This window comes from Saezia sanguinis, from assembly GCF_003991585.1.
GTDB classification, from domain to species: domain Bacteria; phylum Pseudomonadota; class Gammaproteobacteria; order Burkholderiales; family Burkholderiaceae_C; genus Saezia; species Saezia sanguinis.
Genome location: NZ_PQSP01000001.1, coordinates 460,858 through 479,141 on the forward strand (window position 1 = coordinate 460,858; position 18,284 = coordinate 479,141).

Genomic DNA, 18,284 nt, shown 5'->3' on the forward strand with positions numbered 1-18,284 from the left:
CATTGTGACCTTGTGGTTCAATGTTCACATCATTTGTGATCTGAGACATGGGGTGGCAAAAAATAAAATAGCCTCTGTGAAAGAGGCTATTTATCCGCAAAGAAGGGTAATTAAATTATAAGGATGCTTCCACTTCCGGGATCATCATGCGGGACTTCGTCAGAACCATACCCATGTTGGCTCCTTTTCTGCACACAAAGCAGGCCACCTGATGTTGCTTTTTGCCGCGCAAAAACACATGCAGGAGGTTATCACTGTTGATGATAATTTCCTGAAAATAGTGGCGCCCATCTTCGCTGACACCACGTGCCTTGCGGAAAATCTGCTCAATCAGTTGCACATTCTGCCCTTGAAACAGGTCCGCTGTAGCCGCTGCCAGCAGCTCGATCACTTCGCGTGGGTGCGAATCAACCGTTTTGATGCCCAATAACATACCTGATGCCAAATCAACGTAGCCTGCTGCCACACAGTCCGGGATGGATGTCACTGCTTTTTGTAAAGCCATATCTAAAGAACTCATTGTATTTCTCTTGTTACTTGTGAGGATTAAGTTTTATGATAATTCTCCGGCAGAGTGCCAGAGCTGTTCAGACTATTCTTCTGAATCAGCGGATTGGAATTTTACAGATGCATCACGTTCGGTCAAATTTGAAAAATGACCTGATAAATACCGCCGCTGATAAGGTTATGTGTTTGCGTGTAGGTATGCACCCCCATGACCAATGCAGCGCAACATGTTAAACCCTGTGGTTAATCGTGAGCTTATCGCTCGCAAACCAAACCAAAAGACGAAAAAAAGGGGACATTGTGTCCCCTCGGTTTTCACAGCCTGCAAAATATCAGAAGCTGTATTTCAAGCCAAACTGTGCTGTTGTATCACGGTACGAATCAGAACCCATCTGATGCCCGACATGCAGCCATAAAGAAGTGTTCTGGTTGATATTGGCTTCTACCCCCAACCGTACTTCGCCCACGTCTTTGGCGCCATCCTGTCGCATTTTGGTACCATCCATGCTGACATTGAAACGTTTGGTGTTGTGTATCCAGTTGAGTTCAAAGTAGGGCTGCACAACGCTGCGAGTTGCCTGGCTGCTGTTGATATTGCTCAGATAGGCCCTGGCACCCAAACGGGTCTGCACGTTGTTGTCATTGCTTTTAACGAAAGTGCCGTTATATTCGATATGGTCGTCAGCATCCATTCCCATCCAGGTTATCTGGGCCTGTGGCTGAATCCAGATGCCATAATTTTCATTCATCTGGCCAACCTGGAATGCATACCCGGCTTCGAGTGACGCCGTTACGCCTTTGATGTCATAACTTTCGCCATACAACCCCTGGCCATGCACTTTGGCATTCATATCGTTCCATAACAGCCAGCCGTCAATATACAGGCCTGATTTATCCTCCTGGTTGGCATACCAGGTGCCGTATAGGCCGACACTGTAGCCTTCCACCTTGCCTGAAGAACTGTACCCGCTCAAAGCCGCATTGGTGTCACTGTCGGTACGGCCATAGCCGCCCATAACACCCAGGTGGAAACGGTTGCGTCCGTTGCTGCTCCATTGCGCAATGTCTCCGCCGATCTGCACCAGGCTGCGGTCTGATTTGGTCGATGTCTGACCGCTGTTATCCTCAAACCGGTTATGCCCGTAATCGTAACGGATCCACATGCTGGTCACTTTATCCTGTCCTGTGATCAAGTCCGTATATTGGGTTTCGCCCAAACGGTCATGCAGGCGTGTATTGAACATTGTGTTGGCTGCTGACAGGTTGGCGATATAAGAGCCGCCTTCCGGACGCATCACATAAATATTGTTATTGTTCCCAAGGTACTGGCTGGTCAGATACCAGCTTTGCGGGTCAAGGCCGCTGGTTGTGCCTTTCACCAGGCTGTATTCATAAGTCCCGGCCACAATACGTCCGCTTTGCACAAATGCGTTATCGGTCGATGTGCCGCCCACATCAATGATTTTGATGCCCTCAACAGTTTGCCCGCCGATACCACCCAGGCTGTTGATAACGACATAAGTGGTGCCAGATGCATTGCCGTTGATCGCCAGTTTATCTGTCTGGGAAGAGGCGTCATCCCCCAGAATGGCGTTCAGCCGCAACACGCCGTTATTGCCAATATAGTCGCCCTGAATGGTCAGCTGCCCGAACGGAACGGCCGTTGTCAGTGCACTTGCAGCCGAACCCGGTGCCACAATACCCGTATTGCTCACGTTTCCGGCAATAGAACCATACCCGCCTAAAGTACCGCCTGCGTTGACAATCACGTCTCCGCCGCCGCTAAGCGCTGCGGTCGGGTAGTTGCTGTCGCCAATCACCAATGTGGCACCCGTGTTAATGGTGGTGGTGCCGGTATATGTGTTGACCGCATTAAATGTAACAGAGCCGCCTGTGCCCGTATTGTCAATGACAATGCTGCCTGGTATGCCGCTGGTTGCATCGGAGAGGATACCCTCAAATACCGAGTGGTTGCCGTTCTGGTCAATGGTACTCGTGGTGATATTGGCCAGCGTAAAATCGTCTGTGTAAATGCCGTTAGCCAGGTCCATCTTCAAGGTCCCGCCGACAAAGCTTGGGTCCACGGTGACGCCCAGCTCGCTGGACAGGTAATAAGGCTGCATCAGATCAATAGGGGTACGGCCGCTGTAGATGCCAAAAACCACATCCCCGGTGGAATAAAACTGGAAAGGAAAGACGAGGGATGATCCCGGGCTGAAAGTGGAAACAAACAGCGTATAGGTAATGCCTGCTGTGATGCTATACGAAATCTGCGGGCAAAGGCCTGAGCTGCCACTGCATGAAACAGAAGTGGGGGAGCCAATGGCACTTTCATGATTAGCTTGGTCTGTATCATCGTTTCCAACCAGCCCGCCAGCACCCGGATTGGACGGATCATAAACGCCGCTGTACAGAATCATCACCGTATCGGCGTTTGCAAATGTCTGCCCGAATGTGAACATCCCACTGGTGGTTGATGTGAAAATAATGGCTGCGTAGTTGTAGTTATACGAGCCGGATGTCAGCCCGGACGGGTTTGAGATGGTGCTGCTGCCCAGATTGCCCGAAGACAGGCCGACCGTGGATGTCGTCGCGTTGGAAGAGTCAGCAGTGTAAAACGTTGTTGCCTGCGCATTCTCAAATATCAGACTGGTGCCGATCAATCCGACCAAAGCCAGTGAAATTGCTGAAAGTGGCAGGCTTTTAGCATGTCTTCCTGCTGCGCCCAGTGGTCGCTGGTTTTTTTGTATTGTGCTATAGATCATGAGGGGCCCTTAAAAAAGTAGCAATGATCAGTGCCGTGGATCGTGGATACACGAAACCGTGTCAGAGCAAAAATGCGAAATGGAGTGTCTTGATACCGCCCGCTGCATTGTTAATGCGGTGCAGTTATTCAATAGAGGCATCGTACGAGTCTGGATACAACACCATCGTGTCAGGTTGCATGCGCCGTACTGTTTATCTGCCGATTTTGCCGGCCTGTTTAGCTTTTAATATCCATTTTATAATTATTGTTATTCAAAAATCCACCGCAAAATGCATTTATGTTGGATTGATGCAATTTCCCCTGCAAATGCGAGCAATAGGCAGCAAATGCAGATTCATAGATGCTTCGACCTGCAAAACAAACTGCAAATACTGCTATGAAAATTGTTATAAATGTGAGTGCCAACACACGCTCAAGGTCAGCGCAGCAGCAGGTTAAACCCCGCGTTGATCATGCCGCCGCCAATCACCAGCCAGCCAAACATCAGGGCAGCCAGTAACAGGGGCTTGATCCCCGCTTTTCGAAACGCGGAAACATGGCTGGTGAGTCCTAGCGCAGCCATGGCCGTGGTCATCATGACATCGTCTGCATAGATGACCGATTGAACCAGCGGGGCAGGCAGAATATGCAACGAATTGATCACCGCCATCAACATAAATCCAACAGCAAACCAGGGTATGGTGATTTGGGCGTTGCGGGGGAGGTCATTTTCGTTCTGATTTCCGTTCTGCTCACGCAGTTGCCAGGTTGACAGCGCCAGCAGAAAAGGTGCTAGCATCAGCACACGGATCATTTTGCTGATCACCGCGGTATCTGCTGCGTGTTCTCCAATGGCATTGCCCGCAGCCACCACCTGTGCAACTTCGTGAATGGTTGACCCGGTAAATATGCCAAAAGAAAATTCGGAAACACCCCAGTACTTTAAGATCAAAGGGTAGAGCAACGGATAGATAAACATGGCCAGCGTGCCAAAAACAACAACGGTAGCAACGGCCATGGTCACTTTTTCTGTTCTGGCTTTAATCAGCGATTCTGTTGCCATAACGGCCGCTGCCCCGCAGATTGAGCAACCACTGCCAATGAGAATGATACTGTGCCGATCCAGCCCAAACCATTTACGCCCAAGCCAGATGGTCAGGCCAAAGGTGGTACATATAACGGTGGCGTCGATGAGTACAGCAGTGATGCCAACGGAAGCAACATCCTGCAGTGTCAAACGTAAACCGAACAGAATGATTGCCAGGCGCAGTATTTTTTGCTTTGAAAAATCCACGCCTGCATGGCATACAGGTGCCATGCGGTGGTAGATGGTATTTCCAATCAGCATGCCACCTACAATTGCCAGCAGCGAGGCCGAAATACCCCAGGGCTGAACCCAGCTTGAATGAGACACATACAGGGCACAATATGCCAAGGCAACCGCAAGCAAAACGCCTGGCATCAATTTCATGATGAATTTCATTGATTATTTGAATTATTTTGCAATACCGGCTTACTGTACAGCGCACAATAAAATAAGTAAAATTAATAATATTGATATATTTAAGTAATTTTATTAATATAAAGCTACCTAAAGGGATGACATTAAGGAGCGTTGTTTGCGTTTGCATCTGACACTGCGTGAACTGGAAGTATTTCAGGCCATTGCACAGCACGAAAATGTACTTAAAGCTTCTGAAGCTGTCATGCTGACCCAGTCTGCCGCCAGTCAGGCACTGGCCCGGCTGGAGCAGGCTGTGCAGCAGCAGTTATTTGACCGCCATGGCAGGCGGCTGACACTGAACGAACATGGCCGGCTGTTTTTACCCCAGGCGAGGGCACTGCTTGACCGGGCTCAGGCGCTGGAGAAAACCTTTACTACTGGCGCGTTGTCGGTACGCATAGGTGCCAGCACCACCATAGGAAACTACCTGATGCCATCCTGCCTGGCCGCATTCCGCAGCCAGCATACGGGTTCCAAACTCAATCTGATGGTTGGGAACACCGAAGCAGTCGTCAATGCAGTTGCCAATTTTGAAGTTGACTTCGGCTTTATTGAGGGCATCTGTCATCACCCCGAGCTGAATACGGCGCCCTGGCGTGATGACGACATGGTGGTATTTGCATCCAGTTCACAGCCTTATGCCACCCGGCGGTTGACTGTGGAGCAATTGGCACAGTTGCCTTGGCTGCTCAGAGAAGAGGGCAGCGGCACCCGGGAAGTCGTCGAGCAAATGCTGCGGCCTTATCTTCAGCACTTTAACGTCGACATGGAGCTGGGCGATTCAGAAGCCATCAAACACACCGTTGCAGCCGGACTGGGAGTCAGTTGCCTGTCACGATGCGTTATTGAAGACCTGATCATACAAAATAAGGTTGTGGTACTTGATACAACTTTACCGCCATTGCGGCGCACGCTTTACTGTGTGATGCATCAGGATAAGGAAATAACCCGGGGTATGCAGGCATTTTTAGCTTCATCTATGGATGAAACTTCACCTTGAAGAAATGAGCAAGATTCATGACATATACCATTCGCGATGAACAGGAGCAGGACTTTGCACCCATTTCGGCGCTTTTGCAAAAGGCGTTTGAAAACCATCCCTACAGCATCAATAATGAATACCTGATCGTAATGGCTTTGCGCGAGGCAAACGCCTTGACTTTAAGCTGTGTGGCGCTGGATGATCAGCAGGGCTATGTCGTCGGGCATATTGCGTTTTCGCCTGCGCTGCTTGATGGAACGTTTGATGGCTGGTATACGCTGGGGCCCTTGGCGGTATTGCCTGAATATCAACGCAAAGGCATAGGGCAGGCGCTGATCAGGCATGGGCTTGAGCGCCTGCAAAAGTTGGGCGCAAACGGGTGTATCCTGGTTGGAGACCCTGGCTACTACACCCGGTTTGGCTTCAAGTCTTATCCGCAGTTGGCTGTTGAGGGAATTCCAGCAGAGAACCTGATGGCGTATTCATTGACGGGAAAAGTCCCTGCCGGGCAGGTTACCCATCATGAGGCATTCCATATTTAATATATTGTTTAATAACAATGAGATAGAAATTACTTTAAAAGTAAGTTCTTAACCTAAAAGCAGCGCATCGTCGGATATTTCTTCGCCACGAACCTTGGTAAACATGGCGACCAGCGCCGGCACATCCATGCGTTCACGCTCTTTGCCAGAAACATCCAATACCACTTTGCCCTGGTGCAACATGACCGTGCGTTCACCAATATCAAGGGCCTGGCGCATGCTGTGCGTGACCATCATGGTGGTCAGCTTGTTTTCCTCAACAATACGCTGGGTCAAGTCCAGCACAAAATGCGCGGTGCGGGGATCCAGCGCTGCGGTATGCTCATCCAGTAAAAGAATACGCGAAGGCTTCAACGCCGCCATCAGCAGGCTGACCGCCTGCCGCTGCCCACCGGAAAGCAGGCCGATACGGTCTGTCAGCCGGCGCTCCAGCCCCAGCTTTAAGGAAGCCAGTTTTTCGCGGAACAGGTCGCGCAACTCGGCACGGGCAGCACGCCTGAGTCCGCGGGAGGTGCCGCGCTGATAGGCCAATGCCATATTTTCTTCAATTGTCAGGTCTTCGCAGGTGCCTGCCATGGGGTCCTGAAATACCCGGGCGATCTTGGAAGCCCGCTTGTAAGCTGGCTGGCTGGTTACATCTTCACCGTCAATGATGATGCGCCCGCCATCAATCACCTGGTCACCGGAAACAGCGTTCAAAAAGGTGGATTTGCCTGCACCATTGGAGCCGATAACGGTCACAAACTGGCCTGCTGGAATATCCAGCGACATGCCGCGCAGGGCACGGGTTTCAATCGGCGTGCCGTGGTTGAACGTCAGAACAATATCTTGTGCGCTGAGCATTTATTGACCTCCTTTACGGGGCATTAAACGTTGTTTCAGCATCGGAATAATCAGGGCAAATGTCACCAGAACCGCGGTAATCAGGTTCAAATCCTGCGCTTGCAGGCCAATGAACTCTGCATTCAGTGCCAACGCGATGAAAAGCCGGTAAACCACAGCGCCAAGAATCACTGCCAGCGTGGTCCAGATCAGGCGACGGGCAGGGATAATGCGCTCGCCGACGATGACAGCGGCCAGCCCGATCACAATGGTGCCAATCCCCATGGATGCATCGGCACCGCCATTGGATTGGGCAAACAATGCGCCAGCCAATCCAACCAGTGCATTGGAAATAGCCAGCCCGAGCAGCATCATGCGGCCTGTAGGAACACCTTGTGCACGCGCCATCCGGGCGTTGGTACCAGTTGCACGGATAGAAAGGCCCATTTCGGTGGAAAAAAACCAGTCCAGCAGAATCTTGGCGATGATCACCATCAGCAGCATGATCAGCGGACGCGCCTCATAGTCCTGCAGCAGTTCCCCGGGCTGTAAGGTTGTGAATACCGTGGGATCATTGATCAACGGAACGTTGGCGGCGCCCATAACGCGCAGGTTGATCGAATACAGCGCGGTCATGACCAGAATACTGGCCAGCAAGTCCATGATGCGCAGCTTAACGCTTAGAAACGCCGTGACCAGCCCCGCCACAAAGCCTGCGGCCGTACCCGCTGCGGTCGCCACAAAGGGATTGTGCCCATGCACGATCATGATGGCGCATACTGCACCGCCTAGGGTGAAACTGCCGTCAACTGTCAGATCAGGAAAACGCAGCAAACGAAATGAAATCAGTACCGCCAAAGCTACCAGGCTATAGATCAAACCGATTTCAATAGCGCCAAGAAATGAAAATAAGGACATCGGGCAGACAGATTGATACGTTAAGTGTGTTTCAGGCACGCTATTTTAAAAGCGTGCCTGCAGGAATTTCTTTATGTAAAACGAATTATTGTATTGGTTTCAGCCATACTGAGTAAACCATATGGCTTACTGAATGATACGGTTGGCCTGGTCAAGCAATTCCTGAGAGAAGGTGACCCCCTGGCCCTGGGCGGCTTTCAGGTTAAGGACCAACTCCAGGTTTTGGCCGATTTCCGGTTTGATATCCCCCGGTTTTTCACCGTTGAGAATGCGCAAAACCATTTTGCCGGTTTGTATGCCCAGCTCTTTATAGTCTACCCCCAGTGAAGCAGCAGCACCACGCTCCACACAGTTAGGGTCGCTCGCGATGAGCGGGATTTTGGCGTTTTCAGCAACTTTGGCCAGCGTTTCAAAGGATGCAACCACATTGTTGTCTGAAACGCTGTAAAACACGTCAATTTTGCCTACCAGGCTGCGGCCGGCGGCACCCACATCCACAGTGCGAGGTGCGGCCGCCGTCACCAGCGTCATGCCCCGGCTGGGCAGTAACTCCTGCAACTGGCGAACATAGTAAACGGAATTGGCTTCAGCCGGGTTGTATACCACGCCTACACGTTTGGCGTCAGGTGCAATCTGCAGGATCAGGTCAACCTGGCGGTTGACTTCCAGCATATTGGACACACCGGTCATATTGGTACCTGAAGGCTCCCAGTTCGCAACCAGTTTGGCGCCAATCGGATCTGTGATGGCAGAAAATACGATGGGAATGTCTTTTGTGGTGGACAGCATGGTCTGGGCTGACGGGGTTGAAATGGCCACGATCACATCCGGCTTATCGCCCACGAATTTACGGGCGATCTGAGCGGCGGTTCCCACATTGCCCTGTGCGGTCTGATATTGCCAGCGCAGGTTTTTGCCATCGGTATAGCCGGCAGCCTCCAGCGCTTCTTTCACGCCGTCACGCACTGCATCCAGTGCCGGATGCTCAATTACCGAAGTGACTGCAACAGATCTCTGCTGTGCCACAGCAGGCGTACCCAGCGCCACCAGTGCACCCAGCCCGGCGAGCAAAAAGCATTTTTTGAGTGTACCCAATGAATTTCCGATCATATGTAAGGCCATAAATCATCCTGTTATCTGTATTGAAAGTTCATTTCCTTGCAACGGGGGATTATTCTGTTATTTTGCAAGGGGTTAAAAATGAGAACATGTTATTGTAAATGGGTCGGCCTAAATATACAAAAACATGTTTTCTCAGCCTGTTTTCGGTTTGGGCATTAAAAACGGCTGTCTTTAAGACGCGGGTCCAGCCAATCACGCAGGCCGTCGCCTAGCTGGTTAAAGCCCAGCACGGTCAATGCAATGGTCACACCCGGAATCACAGCCAGCATCGGCGCTTCAAACAGCAGCGTTTGTGCTTCACTGAGCATGCGTCCCCAGGAAGGCGCGGGCGGTTGTGTTCCTAAACCAAGGTAGGAAAGGGCGGCTTCAGCCAGAATGGCCATTGAAAACTGTACCGACGCCTGCACAATGATCAGCGGCAACAGGTTGGGCAGGATATGAGACTTCACAATGCCCCAGTTGGAGCGCCCCAGTGCACGGGCGGCTGTGATGAAATTGCGCGGCAGCAGGCTTCGCACGGCATTGCGCGTCAGGCGGGTGAATACCGGGATATTGGCAATGCCAATGGCAATGATTGCATTGGTGATGCCTGGGCCAAACAGCGCAATCAGCATAATGGCAAGCAAAATGGCTGGAAATGCAAAAGCAAAATCCATTGTGCGCATGATCATTTCATCCGATTTGCCACGGTTAAAGGCGGCAAGCATGCCTAACAGCAGCCCTGCAGCCAGGCCAATGCTGACGGCAACCAGCCCCACCCACAGCGCATTGCGGGCGCCCCCCATCAGAAGTGAGGCCACATCGCGACCATACGCATCGGTACCCAGCCAGTGCTGGGCAGAAGGCCCCTGCAATTTGATAGACAGGTTAAACGCATCAACCGGCCAGGGCTGCCATACCGTGTAAATAAGGGCGGCCAGCACAATGCAGAGTGTCAGTGCGCCGCCAAACCACAGTTTGGCGCTCGGGCCTGAGCGGCGTTTGCGGATAGAAAGGGTATTCATGCGCACAGGCCTTTTTTCACACCGCGTCCCCCGTGCTCTTTTGCAGACGTGGGTCAATGGCGGCACAGAACAGGTCCACCACCAGGTTGACCACCATCACCATCATCACCAGCAGCAGCAATGCGTTGCGGATCACAATCAGATCCCGATTGCCGATGGATTGAAATATCAGACGCCCAAGGCCGGGCAGTGAAAACACATTCTCAGTCACAATCGCCCCGGCCAGCAGATTGGCAAACTGGAGCCCCGCAATGGTCAGTATCGGGATGGATGCATTGCGCAGCACGTGCCGCCACAGCGTCATACGGGAACTGGCGCCTTTTGCCCGTACGGTGCGGACGTAATCTTCCCGCATAACCTCCAGCATCGATGATCGGGTAAAACGTGTCAGGATCGCCGCCTGCACCAACGCCAAAGCCACCGCAGGCAACAGCAGGGCATGCAGTGCAGCCGCCACGCCGCCGCCTTCCTGAACACTCCAGCCGGGAAAACCGCCTGAAGCAAACCACTGCAATTTAACAGCAAACAGCAATACCAGCAGTATCGCCAGCCAGAGGCTCGGGATGGCCATGCCGGTTTCGGCCAGAATGGTGACCACATGGTCACCGGTACGTCCATGGCGTGATGCAGCGTACACACCCAACGGCAATGCGATCAATATGGTCAGCAGCATTGCCATCAACGCCAGTGGCAGTGTCACCTGCAGGCGTTCTCCAATCAGTTCAGCCACCGGAGAACCATAAACATAACTCAGCCCCAGTTCGCCTTGCAGCAATCCACTCAGCCAGTGGAAATAACGTATCCATGCGGGCTGGTCCAGGCCCAGTTGCCGTGCGAGTGCTGCCACCACCTGAGGATCAGCATCCGGCCCGCTGAGAGTCTGCGCTGCATTGCCGGGCAATACTTCCAGCGCCATAAAAATAACCGCCGAGGCTGCCAGCAGCATCAGCAGAAATGAAAATATGCGTTTGAACAGATAAACCGCCATAAGTGCGCAAGACAACCACGTGACCACCCGAATGGGCCTGGATGAATGGATTATACGCAGCAGCGTGATCCGTGCAGGCGGCTCATCAACTTAAAAGCTGGTTGAAGCCTGAGCGGCCAGCTATCTGTTTCATACCGGTTAAATATCAGTCGCACCTGGTTTTGCACAAGAGAATCGGTGTTTGTTGTACTAAAAAGACGCTGCCGCCATACAGAAAGAGACTCTTTTCACAATGGGAGGGATTCTGGGCGTTTGATTGAAAAAAAGGTGGGATAATGAATAAATCTAGTTTGTGCTGCGCAAAAATACTTGTCTGACCCAGTTAGACGGATGATTTTTATTATTGCGGGAAGTATGGGCTTGTGGTATTTTTAGAAAAATTTGTGAAATAGCAAGAGGGGGAAATATGAAGAAACTGGCTGTTGCTGCCATGAGCTTGGCAGTTTTATGCTCTGGGTGCGCAATTGTTGGAGGCGGGCGTCCCAGCGAAGACAGTGGTGAAAAGGTATGGTCCATCATGGCATCACATGAAACCTGGGCTTTCAACAGTGCCGACGACTTATGCCCTCATGGATACTATGTCCATAATGAGTTACCCAACCGTCCTTTGCCGCCGCTTTACCTGATGGAAATTGAATGCAAACCAGAATCTTCAGGGCAGGTGAATCTTGTACTGACCCCTCCTAAAGTTGAAGCCTATAATCCTCAGGGCATAGGCAAACCAGGGCAATACTCCTACCAGATTGAACGCATGCCCGAAGTTTTGGCCTGCAATGAAAAACCGCTTGCACTGGTGGAGTCCAAAGGCCCCGGGATTGAAGAATACAACGTTGACTGCTCCAACGGCAACCAACTGGCTGTGCGCTGTGAGTTCAGCATCTGCTCGGTGAAATAACCCGGCCTGAGAATTTCTTTTCGATCTGTTGAAACCTCCGGAATCGTTCCGGAGGTTTTTTTATTTTTTAATCGCGCAAAGAGCGCAGCATGCGCAAGCCATTAAGCACCACCAGCAGGCTGGCTCCGACATCGGCAAACACTGCCATCCACATGGTACCGTAGCCTGCAACAGTGAGCAGCAAAAATACCAGTTTGATGCCCAGCGCCAGCGTGATATTCTGCAGCAAAATCCGGTGCGTACGCTTGGATAGCCTGATGAACAAAGGAATCTTGCGCAGGTCATCATCCATGATGGCAACGTCGGCTGTTTCCATGGCGGTGTCGGTACCGGCGGCCCCCATGGCAAAACCGATATCCGCACGCGCCAGGGCAGGGGCATCATTGATGCCGTCTCCCACCATGCCAACCATGTTTTTCTGATCGCCACGGGTTTTCACCTGCGCAAGCTTTTCTTCGATGGCCTGGCGTTTATCTTCGGGCAGCTGATTTCCGCGCGCTTCATCAATACCGGCCTGCAACGCAATCGCCTGTGCGCTGTGCTGGTTATCACCGCTGAGCATCAGGGTCTGCACCCCGAGCTGATGCAGCTCGGCAATGGCTTGCTGGCTGGTCGGCTTGATGCTGTCTGCCACAGCAAACAAAGCCAGCACCGCCTGGTCAGTTGCCAGGGCAACCACTGTTTGTCCTTTTTGCTCCAATGTATTGATATGTTGTGCAATTTCAGGAGCCAACAGATTCAACGATTCGATCAAACGCAGGTTACCTAAATAGTACTGAACACCATATATGACACCGCGGGTTCCCTGACCGGCCAGTGCCGTAAATTGCTCTACCGGCAGAAAATCAATGTTATCAGCCTGTGCCGCCTTGGCAATTGCCAGGGACACCGGATGATCTGACCGGCCTGCCAGGCTGGCTGCAATCTGTCGGGTCTGTGCAGGTTCGGCTTGGGCTGCAGGCAAAACAGCCATTTCTGTCTGCACCGGTTTGCCATGCGTAATGGTTCCGGTTTTATCCAGTGCCAACCAGCGCAGCCGGCGGCCATTTTCCATATAGACACCGCCTTTGACCAGCAGCCCGCGTTTTGATGCCGCCGTCAGCGCGCTGACAATGGTGACAGGGGTAGAGATCACCAATGCACAAGGGCAGGCAATGACCAGCAGAACCAGCGCCTTATATATCCAGACAAGCCAGGGTTGGGCAAACAACAAAGGCGGGATAATGGCAACCGCAACCGCAATCAGCACCACAGCCGGCGTATAGTAGCGGGCAAACTGGTCAACAAACCTCTGGGTTGGCGCACGTTCCGACTGGGCTTCTTCCACAGCGTGGATAATGCGGGCCAGTGTGCTGTTCTGTGAGGTGGCTGTCACCTTGAACTGAAACTCCCCGGATTCATTCAGGGTACCGGCAAAAACAATGTCACCAGCTTTTTTATCAACCGGAAGACTTTCCCCGGTTACGGCAGATTGATTGATGCTGGTTTGGCCCTGCGTGATGACGCCATCCAATGCAATGCGCTGCCCAGGACGAACCCGGACAACATCGCCAATGCTGAGCGCATCAGGCGTAAGTTCTTTCCAACTGCCGTCGGCCTGCAGTACCGTGGTGGTATCGGGTGCCAGTTGCAGCAGGCTGCGAATAGCCAGCCGTGCCCGGTCCAGCGAACGGGCTTCAATCAGCTCTGAAATGGTGAAAAGCGCCATCACCATGGCTGCTTCAGGCCATTGGCCAATGACTGCGGCACCTGTGACTGCAATGCTCATCAGCGCATTGATATTGAGTTCACCATGCCTGAGCGCAATCAAGCCTTTGCGGTATGTGCCCAGACCGCACATCAAAATGGCAATGATCGCCAATGCAGCGGAGACCATCGAAGGCCATTCAAGCCAATGGGTGATCTCAGCACCCAAAGCCAGTGCCAAGCCGCCAGCAGCCAGGCCAAGCGCCCGGTACTGCTGCTTGGGAGAAGCCGTGAGTTCAGGAGCAGGGGCCCCTTCCTTAACGGGCACAGCCTGCATACCCAAAGATGCAATAGCCGCCTCGATCGTACCTTCCGTCCCTTTGAAATGAATGGCACTGAGCGTGCGCTGCATCAGGTTGAATTCCAGCGCGCTGATATTGTCCATGGATGCAAGCTGCTTGCGAATCAGTGTTTCTTCTGTAGGGCAATCCATGGCGTCAATACGCCACTGCGAAATCTGGCTGCCATCCGGAACAGGCTGCTGACGCAGACGGCTGCGGGTTTCCGGCACCGGTCCGGCAGCATTGCAGCAAGGGGAGCTGTGATCATGGTGGTGGTGCACATGCTGCTGATCTTTATCCGCATGCGCATGATCTTCTACCGACACTTCAACATGCTCATGCTTGTCAGCATTGCAACTGCAACAGCAGGTATCAGATGCTGTTGAATCGTGAGTTAAAGTTGTTTTTTCTGTATTCATGCTGTTATTACACACCTTATAGTCACTATAAGGTCAAGCCCCAGGGTCGAAAATGCAACAAGGCCACAACACGAGGATGAAAAGGTTTCAGTTGCTGGGACTATTTGGCCTGCCGTGCTTTGGCTTTAGCCAGTACCTGGCTGATCAGCTCGCGTTTGCGTTCCAGCGTATGCGGGTCAGACAGCTTTGAAACCTGCTCCAGATTCGCCAGTTTTCTTTGCGCTTCGGCCAGCAATCTGGCCTGGTTTTCACGCTGCCGGCGCTCCAGGCGGAACTGGCGAAACACATAACGTTCACGTGCCGTATCAGCCTGTCTTTTTGACCATGCTGCCCAGCCTGTCGGAGTCGGGTTATCGCAGGAAGAGGGCACCAGTTCAATACAATCCACTGGGCAGGCCGGCAGACACAGCTCGCACCCCGTGCACAGATCTTCTATCACAGTATGCATCTGTTTGGATGCGCCCATGATGCAGTCTACCGGGCAGGCCTGAATGCATTTGGTGCACCCGATGCACCAGTTTTCATCAATGACTGCCAGCAGGCGAGGGCCTTCTGTGCCTGCATCAGGATCGAGCTTTTGTACGGTTTGTTGCGTGACTTCAGCCAGGCGGGCAATGCCTTGAGCTCCACCCGGCGGGCAGCGGTTAATGCCGGTGCGGCCTTCTGCAATTGCCTGCGCATAATGGCGGCAATCCGGATAGCCACAGCGCGTGCATTGTGTCTGCGGCAACTGGGCATCAATCAGCTCAACTTGCTTCTGTCGCTGCATGGGCGTCATTTTGGCGTATGCAGATGGCATTTCCTGTGAACCAGTCACTTGGATCATCACCCGTCAAGAAGTCACTTTGACTTTGGGCATAATGGCCGAATAGTCACGCGGACGCAAGGCAATTTCTGCCGCAATTTTTAGCGCAATCGCCCGATATGCCTTTGCCTCCGGGGATTGAGGAGCATGTACCACGGTAGGCGTGCCTGCATCGGCCTGCTCACGAATCGCAAGGGTCAAAGGCAGCCCACCCAGGTAAGGGATGTCATACTTCTGCGACATTCTCTGAGCTCCACCTTCACCAAAAATGTGCTCAGCATGGCCACAGTTGGAACAGATATGCACCGCCATGTTTTCAATGATGCCCAGCACAGCAATGCCCACCTGCTCAAACATCTTGAAGCCTCTTTGTGCATCAAGCAGGGCAATATCCTGCGGGGTTGTCACAATCACAGCGCCTGTAATCGGCACTTTCTGCGCCAGCGTCAACGCAATGTCTCCGGTGCCGGGCGGCATATCGACAATCAGGTAATCCAGCGCCTTCCAGTTGGTCTGCACCAGCATCTGCTGTAGCGCCTGGGTTGCCATGGGGCCACGCCAGATCAGGGCGTTATCAGCATCCACCAGCAGGCCGATGGACATCACCTGCACGCCATGGTTTTCCAGCGGCTCCATGGTTTTGCCGTCGTTGCTTTCCGGTCTACCATCAACACCCATCATCATGGCCTGGCTGGGGCCATAGATATCAGCGTCCAGAATACCTACATTGGCTCCCTCAGCATGCAATGCCAATGCCAGGTTGGCTGCGGTTGTACTTTTACCGACACCGCCTTTGCCGGAGGCAACAGCGATGATATTTTTCACCTGAGGCAACAGTTCCAATCCCTTTTGCACCTGGTGCGCAATGATCTGCGAGCGCACATGACACACCACCTCCCGAATATCGGGGCAGGATTTCTTCAGCGCATCTTCAATCTGTTTTTGAATCAGCTCATGTTGCGATGCAGCAGGGTAGCCCAGTAACACATCCAGGCTGACACGCGAGCCTTCAACCTGGAGGTTCTGCACGCTTTTCTGACTGATGTAATCTGCGCCTGTATTGGGGTCGATGACGGTTTGCAGTGTTGTGAGGATATCTTCTGTAGTGATGTTCATAACGGATACATTGTATGGGTTAGTTCGCAGAAATCGGCAAAACCGGCTTTTGTATTGATATTGACCATGAATGCCAGCTTGTCATCATCAAAGCAAACGCGAGTATAAGCCTGTTGCATCATCCAGTGCTGAACTTTGCGTTCACCCGCCTGCAAGTAATGATACAACTGGCTTTCAAGCGAGCGGTGCAATAACGCAAACACCGGATGGTCTTTGCATTGATCAGGCTGGCTATCAGAAGTCGTGCAGGCAAAAGCGATCCGGGCATTGTTGTGCAAAGCGCCTTCATACAGCCGGCGTACCAGTTGAGGATGCAATAAGGGTGCGTCACATGGTGCGGTGACCAGCCATGGGGTCGTACACTGGCGCAGGCCAGTCAGCATACCGGCCAGGGGGCCGGGAAAATCCTCCCAGTCAGCGTCGCGCTCGTCTGTCCAGACCGGAACTCCGAGCTTTTGATACTCGGCAATATGGCGATTGGCATTAATCACAACTTGATCAACCTGGGGCCGCAGCCTTTCAAGCACATAGTGAACCATGGGTTTTCCCTGCCATGGCAGCAAGCCTTTGTCAGAAACAACGCGCTGCATGCGCTGGCTGGCGCCCCCAGCCAGAACCATTCCGGTAATCAGTTCATCACGACCTGCCGCCATCTGTTCAGCCTCCAATGTAGCTCATCTCTACACGCCGCAAAGGCTGCATTCCCTGTCCACGCAATTCGGAATAATGGTCATCACGCTGTTGCCATAAATGCGCGATGGAAGCCTGCAGCGCCGCATCGTCCAGATTCTGCCGCAACAAGGCGCGCAGATCATAGCCGGCACCGGCAAACAGGCACAGAAACAGCCGTCCCTCCATGGACAGGCGAGCCCTGCTGCAACTGTGGCAAAACGCCTGCGTCACACTGGAAATCACACCGATTTCCCCGGCGTCATCGTCATACGCCCAGCGTTGTGCTGTTTCTGCTGCCGTGTGGGGCTCTAAAGGGTGCACAGGGTAGAGTGCATGGATGCGCCGGATCACTTCGCTGGATGGCAATACCTCGTCCATACGCCAGCCATTGGTTGTCCCCACATCCATATATTCGATAAAGCGCAAAACAATACCGCTGTGCCTGAAATGCTCCACCATGGGAATGATCTGCCCATCATTGATGCCTTTGCGAACCACCATGTTGATTTTGACAGGATTCAGATCGGCTGCCAGCGCTGCATCAATTCCCTTGAGCACAGTAGCCACAGGCACACTCATATTGTTGAGCCTTTGAAAAATGGCATCATCAATGGCGTCCAGGCTGATGGTGACACGGTCTAAGCCGGCCGCTTTCAATATTTTGGCTTTTTGCGCCAGTAAGGACGCATTGGTTGTCAATGTCAGCTCCGGTGCCTGCCCTGACAAGGTGCACAGGCTGGCAAGCTGCTCAATCAGGTTTTCCAGATGTTTGCGCAACAAAGGCTCGCCACCGGTAATACGCAGCTTGGTCACCCCCAGCTTCAAAAACACACGGGCAATGCGGTTGATTTCTTCAAAACTCAGCAATTGGTCGTGTCGCAAAAAGGGGTGATCGCGGCTGAACACCTCTTTGGGCATGCAGTATGAACAACGGAAGTTGCACCGGTCGGTCACCGATATCCGCAAATCCTGCAACGGGCGATGCCTGGTATCTTCAATGGTTTCCAAAACAGGGAGCATCGCGTCTGCACGGATCAGTTCGATCGGCAGTGCAGGCGTACGCGCATCCACTAACTGCTGCGTCGTTTCATGATGGGGCGTTGTAAGATCTGGCGCATTCATGATGTACTCAATTATAAAGGATATACACTGTGCCCCGGTTAATGCCACACCTCTTGGGTGGTTGAAAATAAACTTATAAAACAACAGGTTACA

17 protein-coding genes are annotated in these 18,284 nt (G+C 52.5%); 3 read left to right on the plus strand and 14 right to left on the minus strand.

Features of this window, described 5'->3' with window-relative positions:
- Positions 1 to 115: 115 nt before the first annotated feature.
- The 3 genes from CUZ56_RS02055 to CUZ56_RS02065 form a co-directional block, all read right to left on the minus strand.
- Positions 116 to 520: a hypothetical protein gene (locus CUZ56_RS02055; protein ID WP_126977744.1), complete on the minus strand. Its 405-nt coding sequence runs from the start codon at positions 518 to 520 to the stop codon at positions 116 to 118.
- Between the two features lie 319 nt (positions 521 to 839).
- Positions 840 to 3,272, minus strand: coding sequence for an autotransporter outer membrane beta-barrel domain-containing protein (locus tag CUZ56_RS02060; RefSeq protein WP_126977746.1), 2,433 nt, complete (start codon positions 3,270 to 3,272; stop codon positions 840 to 842).
- Between the two features lie 420 nt (positions 3,273 to 3,692).
- Positions 3,693 to 4,724 carry a YeiH family protein gene (locus CUZ56_RS02065; protein WP_239441962.1) on the minus strand — a complete coding sequence of 344 codons (1,032 nt, stop codon included), beginning with the start codon at positions 4,722 to 4,724 and terminating at the stop codon, positions 3,693 to 3,695.
- Positions 4,725 to 4,872: 148 nt separating this feature from the next.
- Here CUZ56_RS02065 and CUZ56_RS02070 point away from each other — a divergent pair, with 148 nt between their 5' ends.
- Both CUZ56_RS02070 and CUZ56_RS02075 read left to right on the plus strand, forming a co-directional pair.
- Positions 4,873 to 5,757, plus strand: coding sequence for a LysR family transcriptional regulator (locus tag CUZ56_RS02070; RefSeq protein WP_126977748.1), 885 nt, complete (start codon positions 4,873 to 4,875; stop codon positions 5,755 to 5,757).
- 17 nt (positions 5,758 to 5,774) lie between these two features.
- Positions 5,775 to 6,281 carry a GNAT family N-acetyltransferase gene (locus CUZ56_RS02075; protein ID WP_126977750.1) on the plus strand — a complete coding sequence of 169 codons (507 nt, stop codon included), beginning with the start codon at positions 5,775 to 5,777 and terminating at the stop codon, positions 6,279 to 6,281.
- 48 nt (positions 6,282 to 6,329) lie between these two features.
- On the opposite strand, the gene CUZ56_RS02080 is transcribed toward CUZ56_RS02075, so the two are convergent.
- The 6 genes from CUZ56_RS02080 to CUZ56_RS02105 form a co-directional block, all read right to left on the minus strand.
- A complete protein-coding gene (locus tag CUZ56_RS02080; RefSeq protein ID WP_126977752.1) occupies positions 6,330 to 7,124 on the minus strand; it encodes an ABC transporter ATP-binding protein in 795 nt (264 codons plus the stop codon).
- Positions 7,125 to 8,021, minus strand: coding sequence for an ABC transporter permease (locus CUZ56_RS02085; RefSeq protein WP_126977754.1), 897 nt, complete (start codon positions 8,019 to 8,021; stop codon positions 7,125 to 7,127).
- A 126-nt stretch (positions 8,022 to 8,147) separates the two neighbouring features.
- On the minus strand, positions 8,148 to 9,143 hold the full coding sequence (locus CUZ56_RS02090) for an ABC transporter substrate-binding protein (protein WP_239441963.1): 996 nt from the start codon (positions 9,141 to 9,143) through the stop codon (positions 8,148 to 8,150).
- 155 nt (positions 9,144 to 9,298) lie between these two features.
- On the minus strand, positions 9,299 to 10,147 hold the full coding sequence (locus CUZ56_RS02095) for an ABC transporter permease (RefSeq protein WP_126977756.1): 849 nt from the start codon (positions 10,145 to 10,147) through the stop codon (positions 9,299 to 9,301).
- 16 nt (positions 10,148 to 10,163) lie between these two features.
- Positions 10,164 to 11,135: an ABC transporter permease gene (locus tag CUZ56_RS02100; protein WP_126977758.1), complete on the minus strand. Its 972-nt coding sequence runs from the start codon at positions 11,133 to 11,135 to the stop codon at positions 10,164 to 10,166.
- 285 nt (positions 11,136 to 11,420) lie between these two features.
- On the minus strand, positions 11,421 to 11,654 hold the full coding sequence (locus tag CUZ56_RS02105; RefSeq protein WP_126977760.1) for a hypothetical protein: 234 nt from the start codon (positions 11,652 to 11,654) through the stop codon (positions 11,421 to 11,423).
- Here CUZ56_RS02105 and CUZ56_RS02110 point away from each other — a divergent pair.
- Positions 11,653 to 12,030, plus strand: coding sequence for a hypothetical protein (locus CUZ56_RS02110; RefSeq protein WP_126977762.1), 378 nt, complete (start codon positions 11,653 to 11,655; stop codon positions 12,028 to 12,030). The two genes, CUZ56_RS02105 and CUZ56_RS02110, sit on opposite strands and share 2 nt — an antisense overlap.
- A 67-nt stretch (positions 12,031 to 12,097) precedes the next feature.
- Here the strand turns inward: CUZ56_RS02110 and CUZ56_RS02115 are convergent, their stop codons facing one another.
- From CUZ56_RS02115 to moaA, 5 genes are all read right to left on the minus strand, one after another.
- Positions 12,098 to 14,476, minus strand: coding sequence for a heavy metal translocating P-type ATPase (locus tag CUZ56_RS02115; protein ID WP_126977764.1), 2,379 nt, complete (start codon positions 14,474 to 14,476; stop codon positions 12,098 to 12,100).
- A 100-nt stretch (positions 14,477 to 14,576) separates the two neighbouring features.
- Positions 14,577 to 15,275, minus strand: coding sequence for an electron transport complex subunit RsxB (gene rsxB / locus CUZ56_RS02120; protein WP_239441964.1), 699 nt, complete (start codon positions 15,273 to 15,275; stop codon positions 14,577 to 14,579).
- 33 nt (positions 15,276 to 15,308) lie between these two features.
- The gene (gene apbC, locus CUZ56_RS02125; protein ID WP_126977766.1) at positions 15,309 to 16,397 is read right to left on the minus strand and encodes an iron-sulfur cluster carrier protein ApbC; all 1,089 of its coding nucleotides are present in this window, start codon (positions 16,395 to 16,397) and stop codon (positions 15,309 to 15,311) included.
- Positions 16,394 to 17,050, minus strand: coding sequence for a molybdenum cofactor guanylyltransferase MobA (gene mobA / locus CUZ56_RS02130; RefSeq protein ID WP_126977768.1), 657 nt, complete (start codon positions 17,048 to 17,050; stop codon positions 16,394 to 16,396). Before mobA ends, apbC begins: the two co-directional genes overlap by 4 nt.
- Positions 17,051 to 17,054: 4 nt before the next feature.
- Complete coding sequence (gene moaA, locus CUZ56_RS02135) at positions 17,055 to 18,191, minus strand: GTP 3',8-cyclase MoaA (protein WP_404948021.1); 1,137 nt, start codon at positions 18,189 to 18,191, stop codon at positions 17,055 to 17,057.
- Positions 18,192 to 18,284 lie beyond the last annotated feature (93 nt).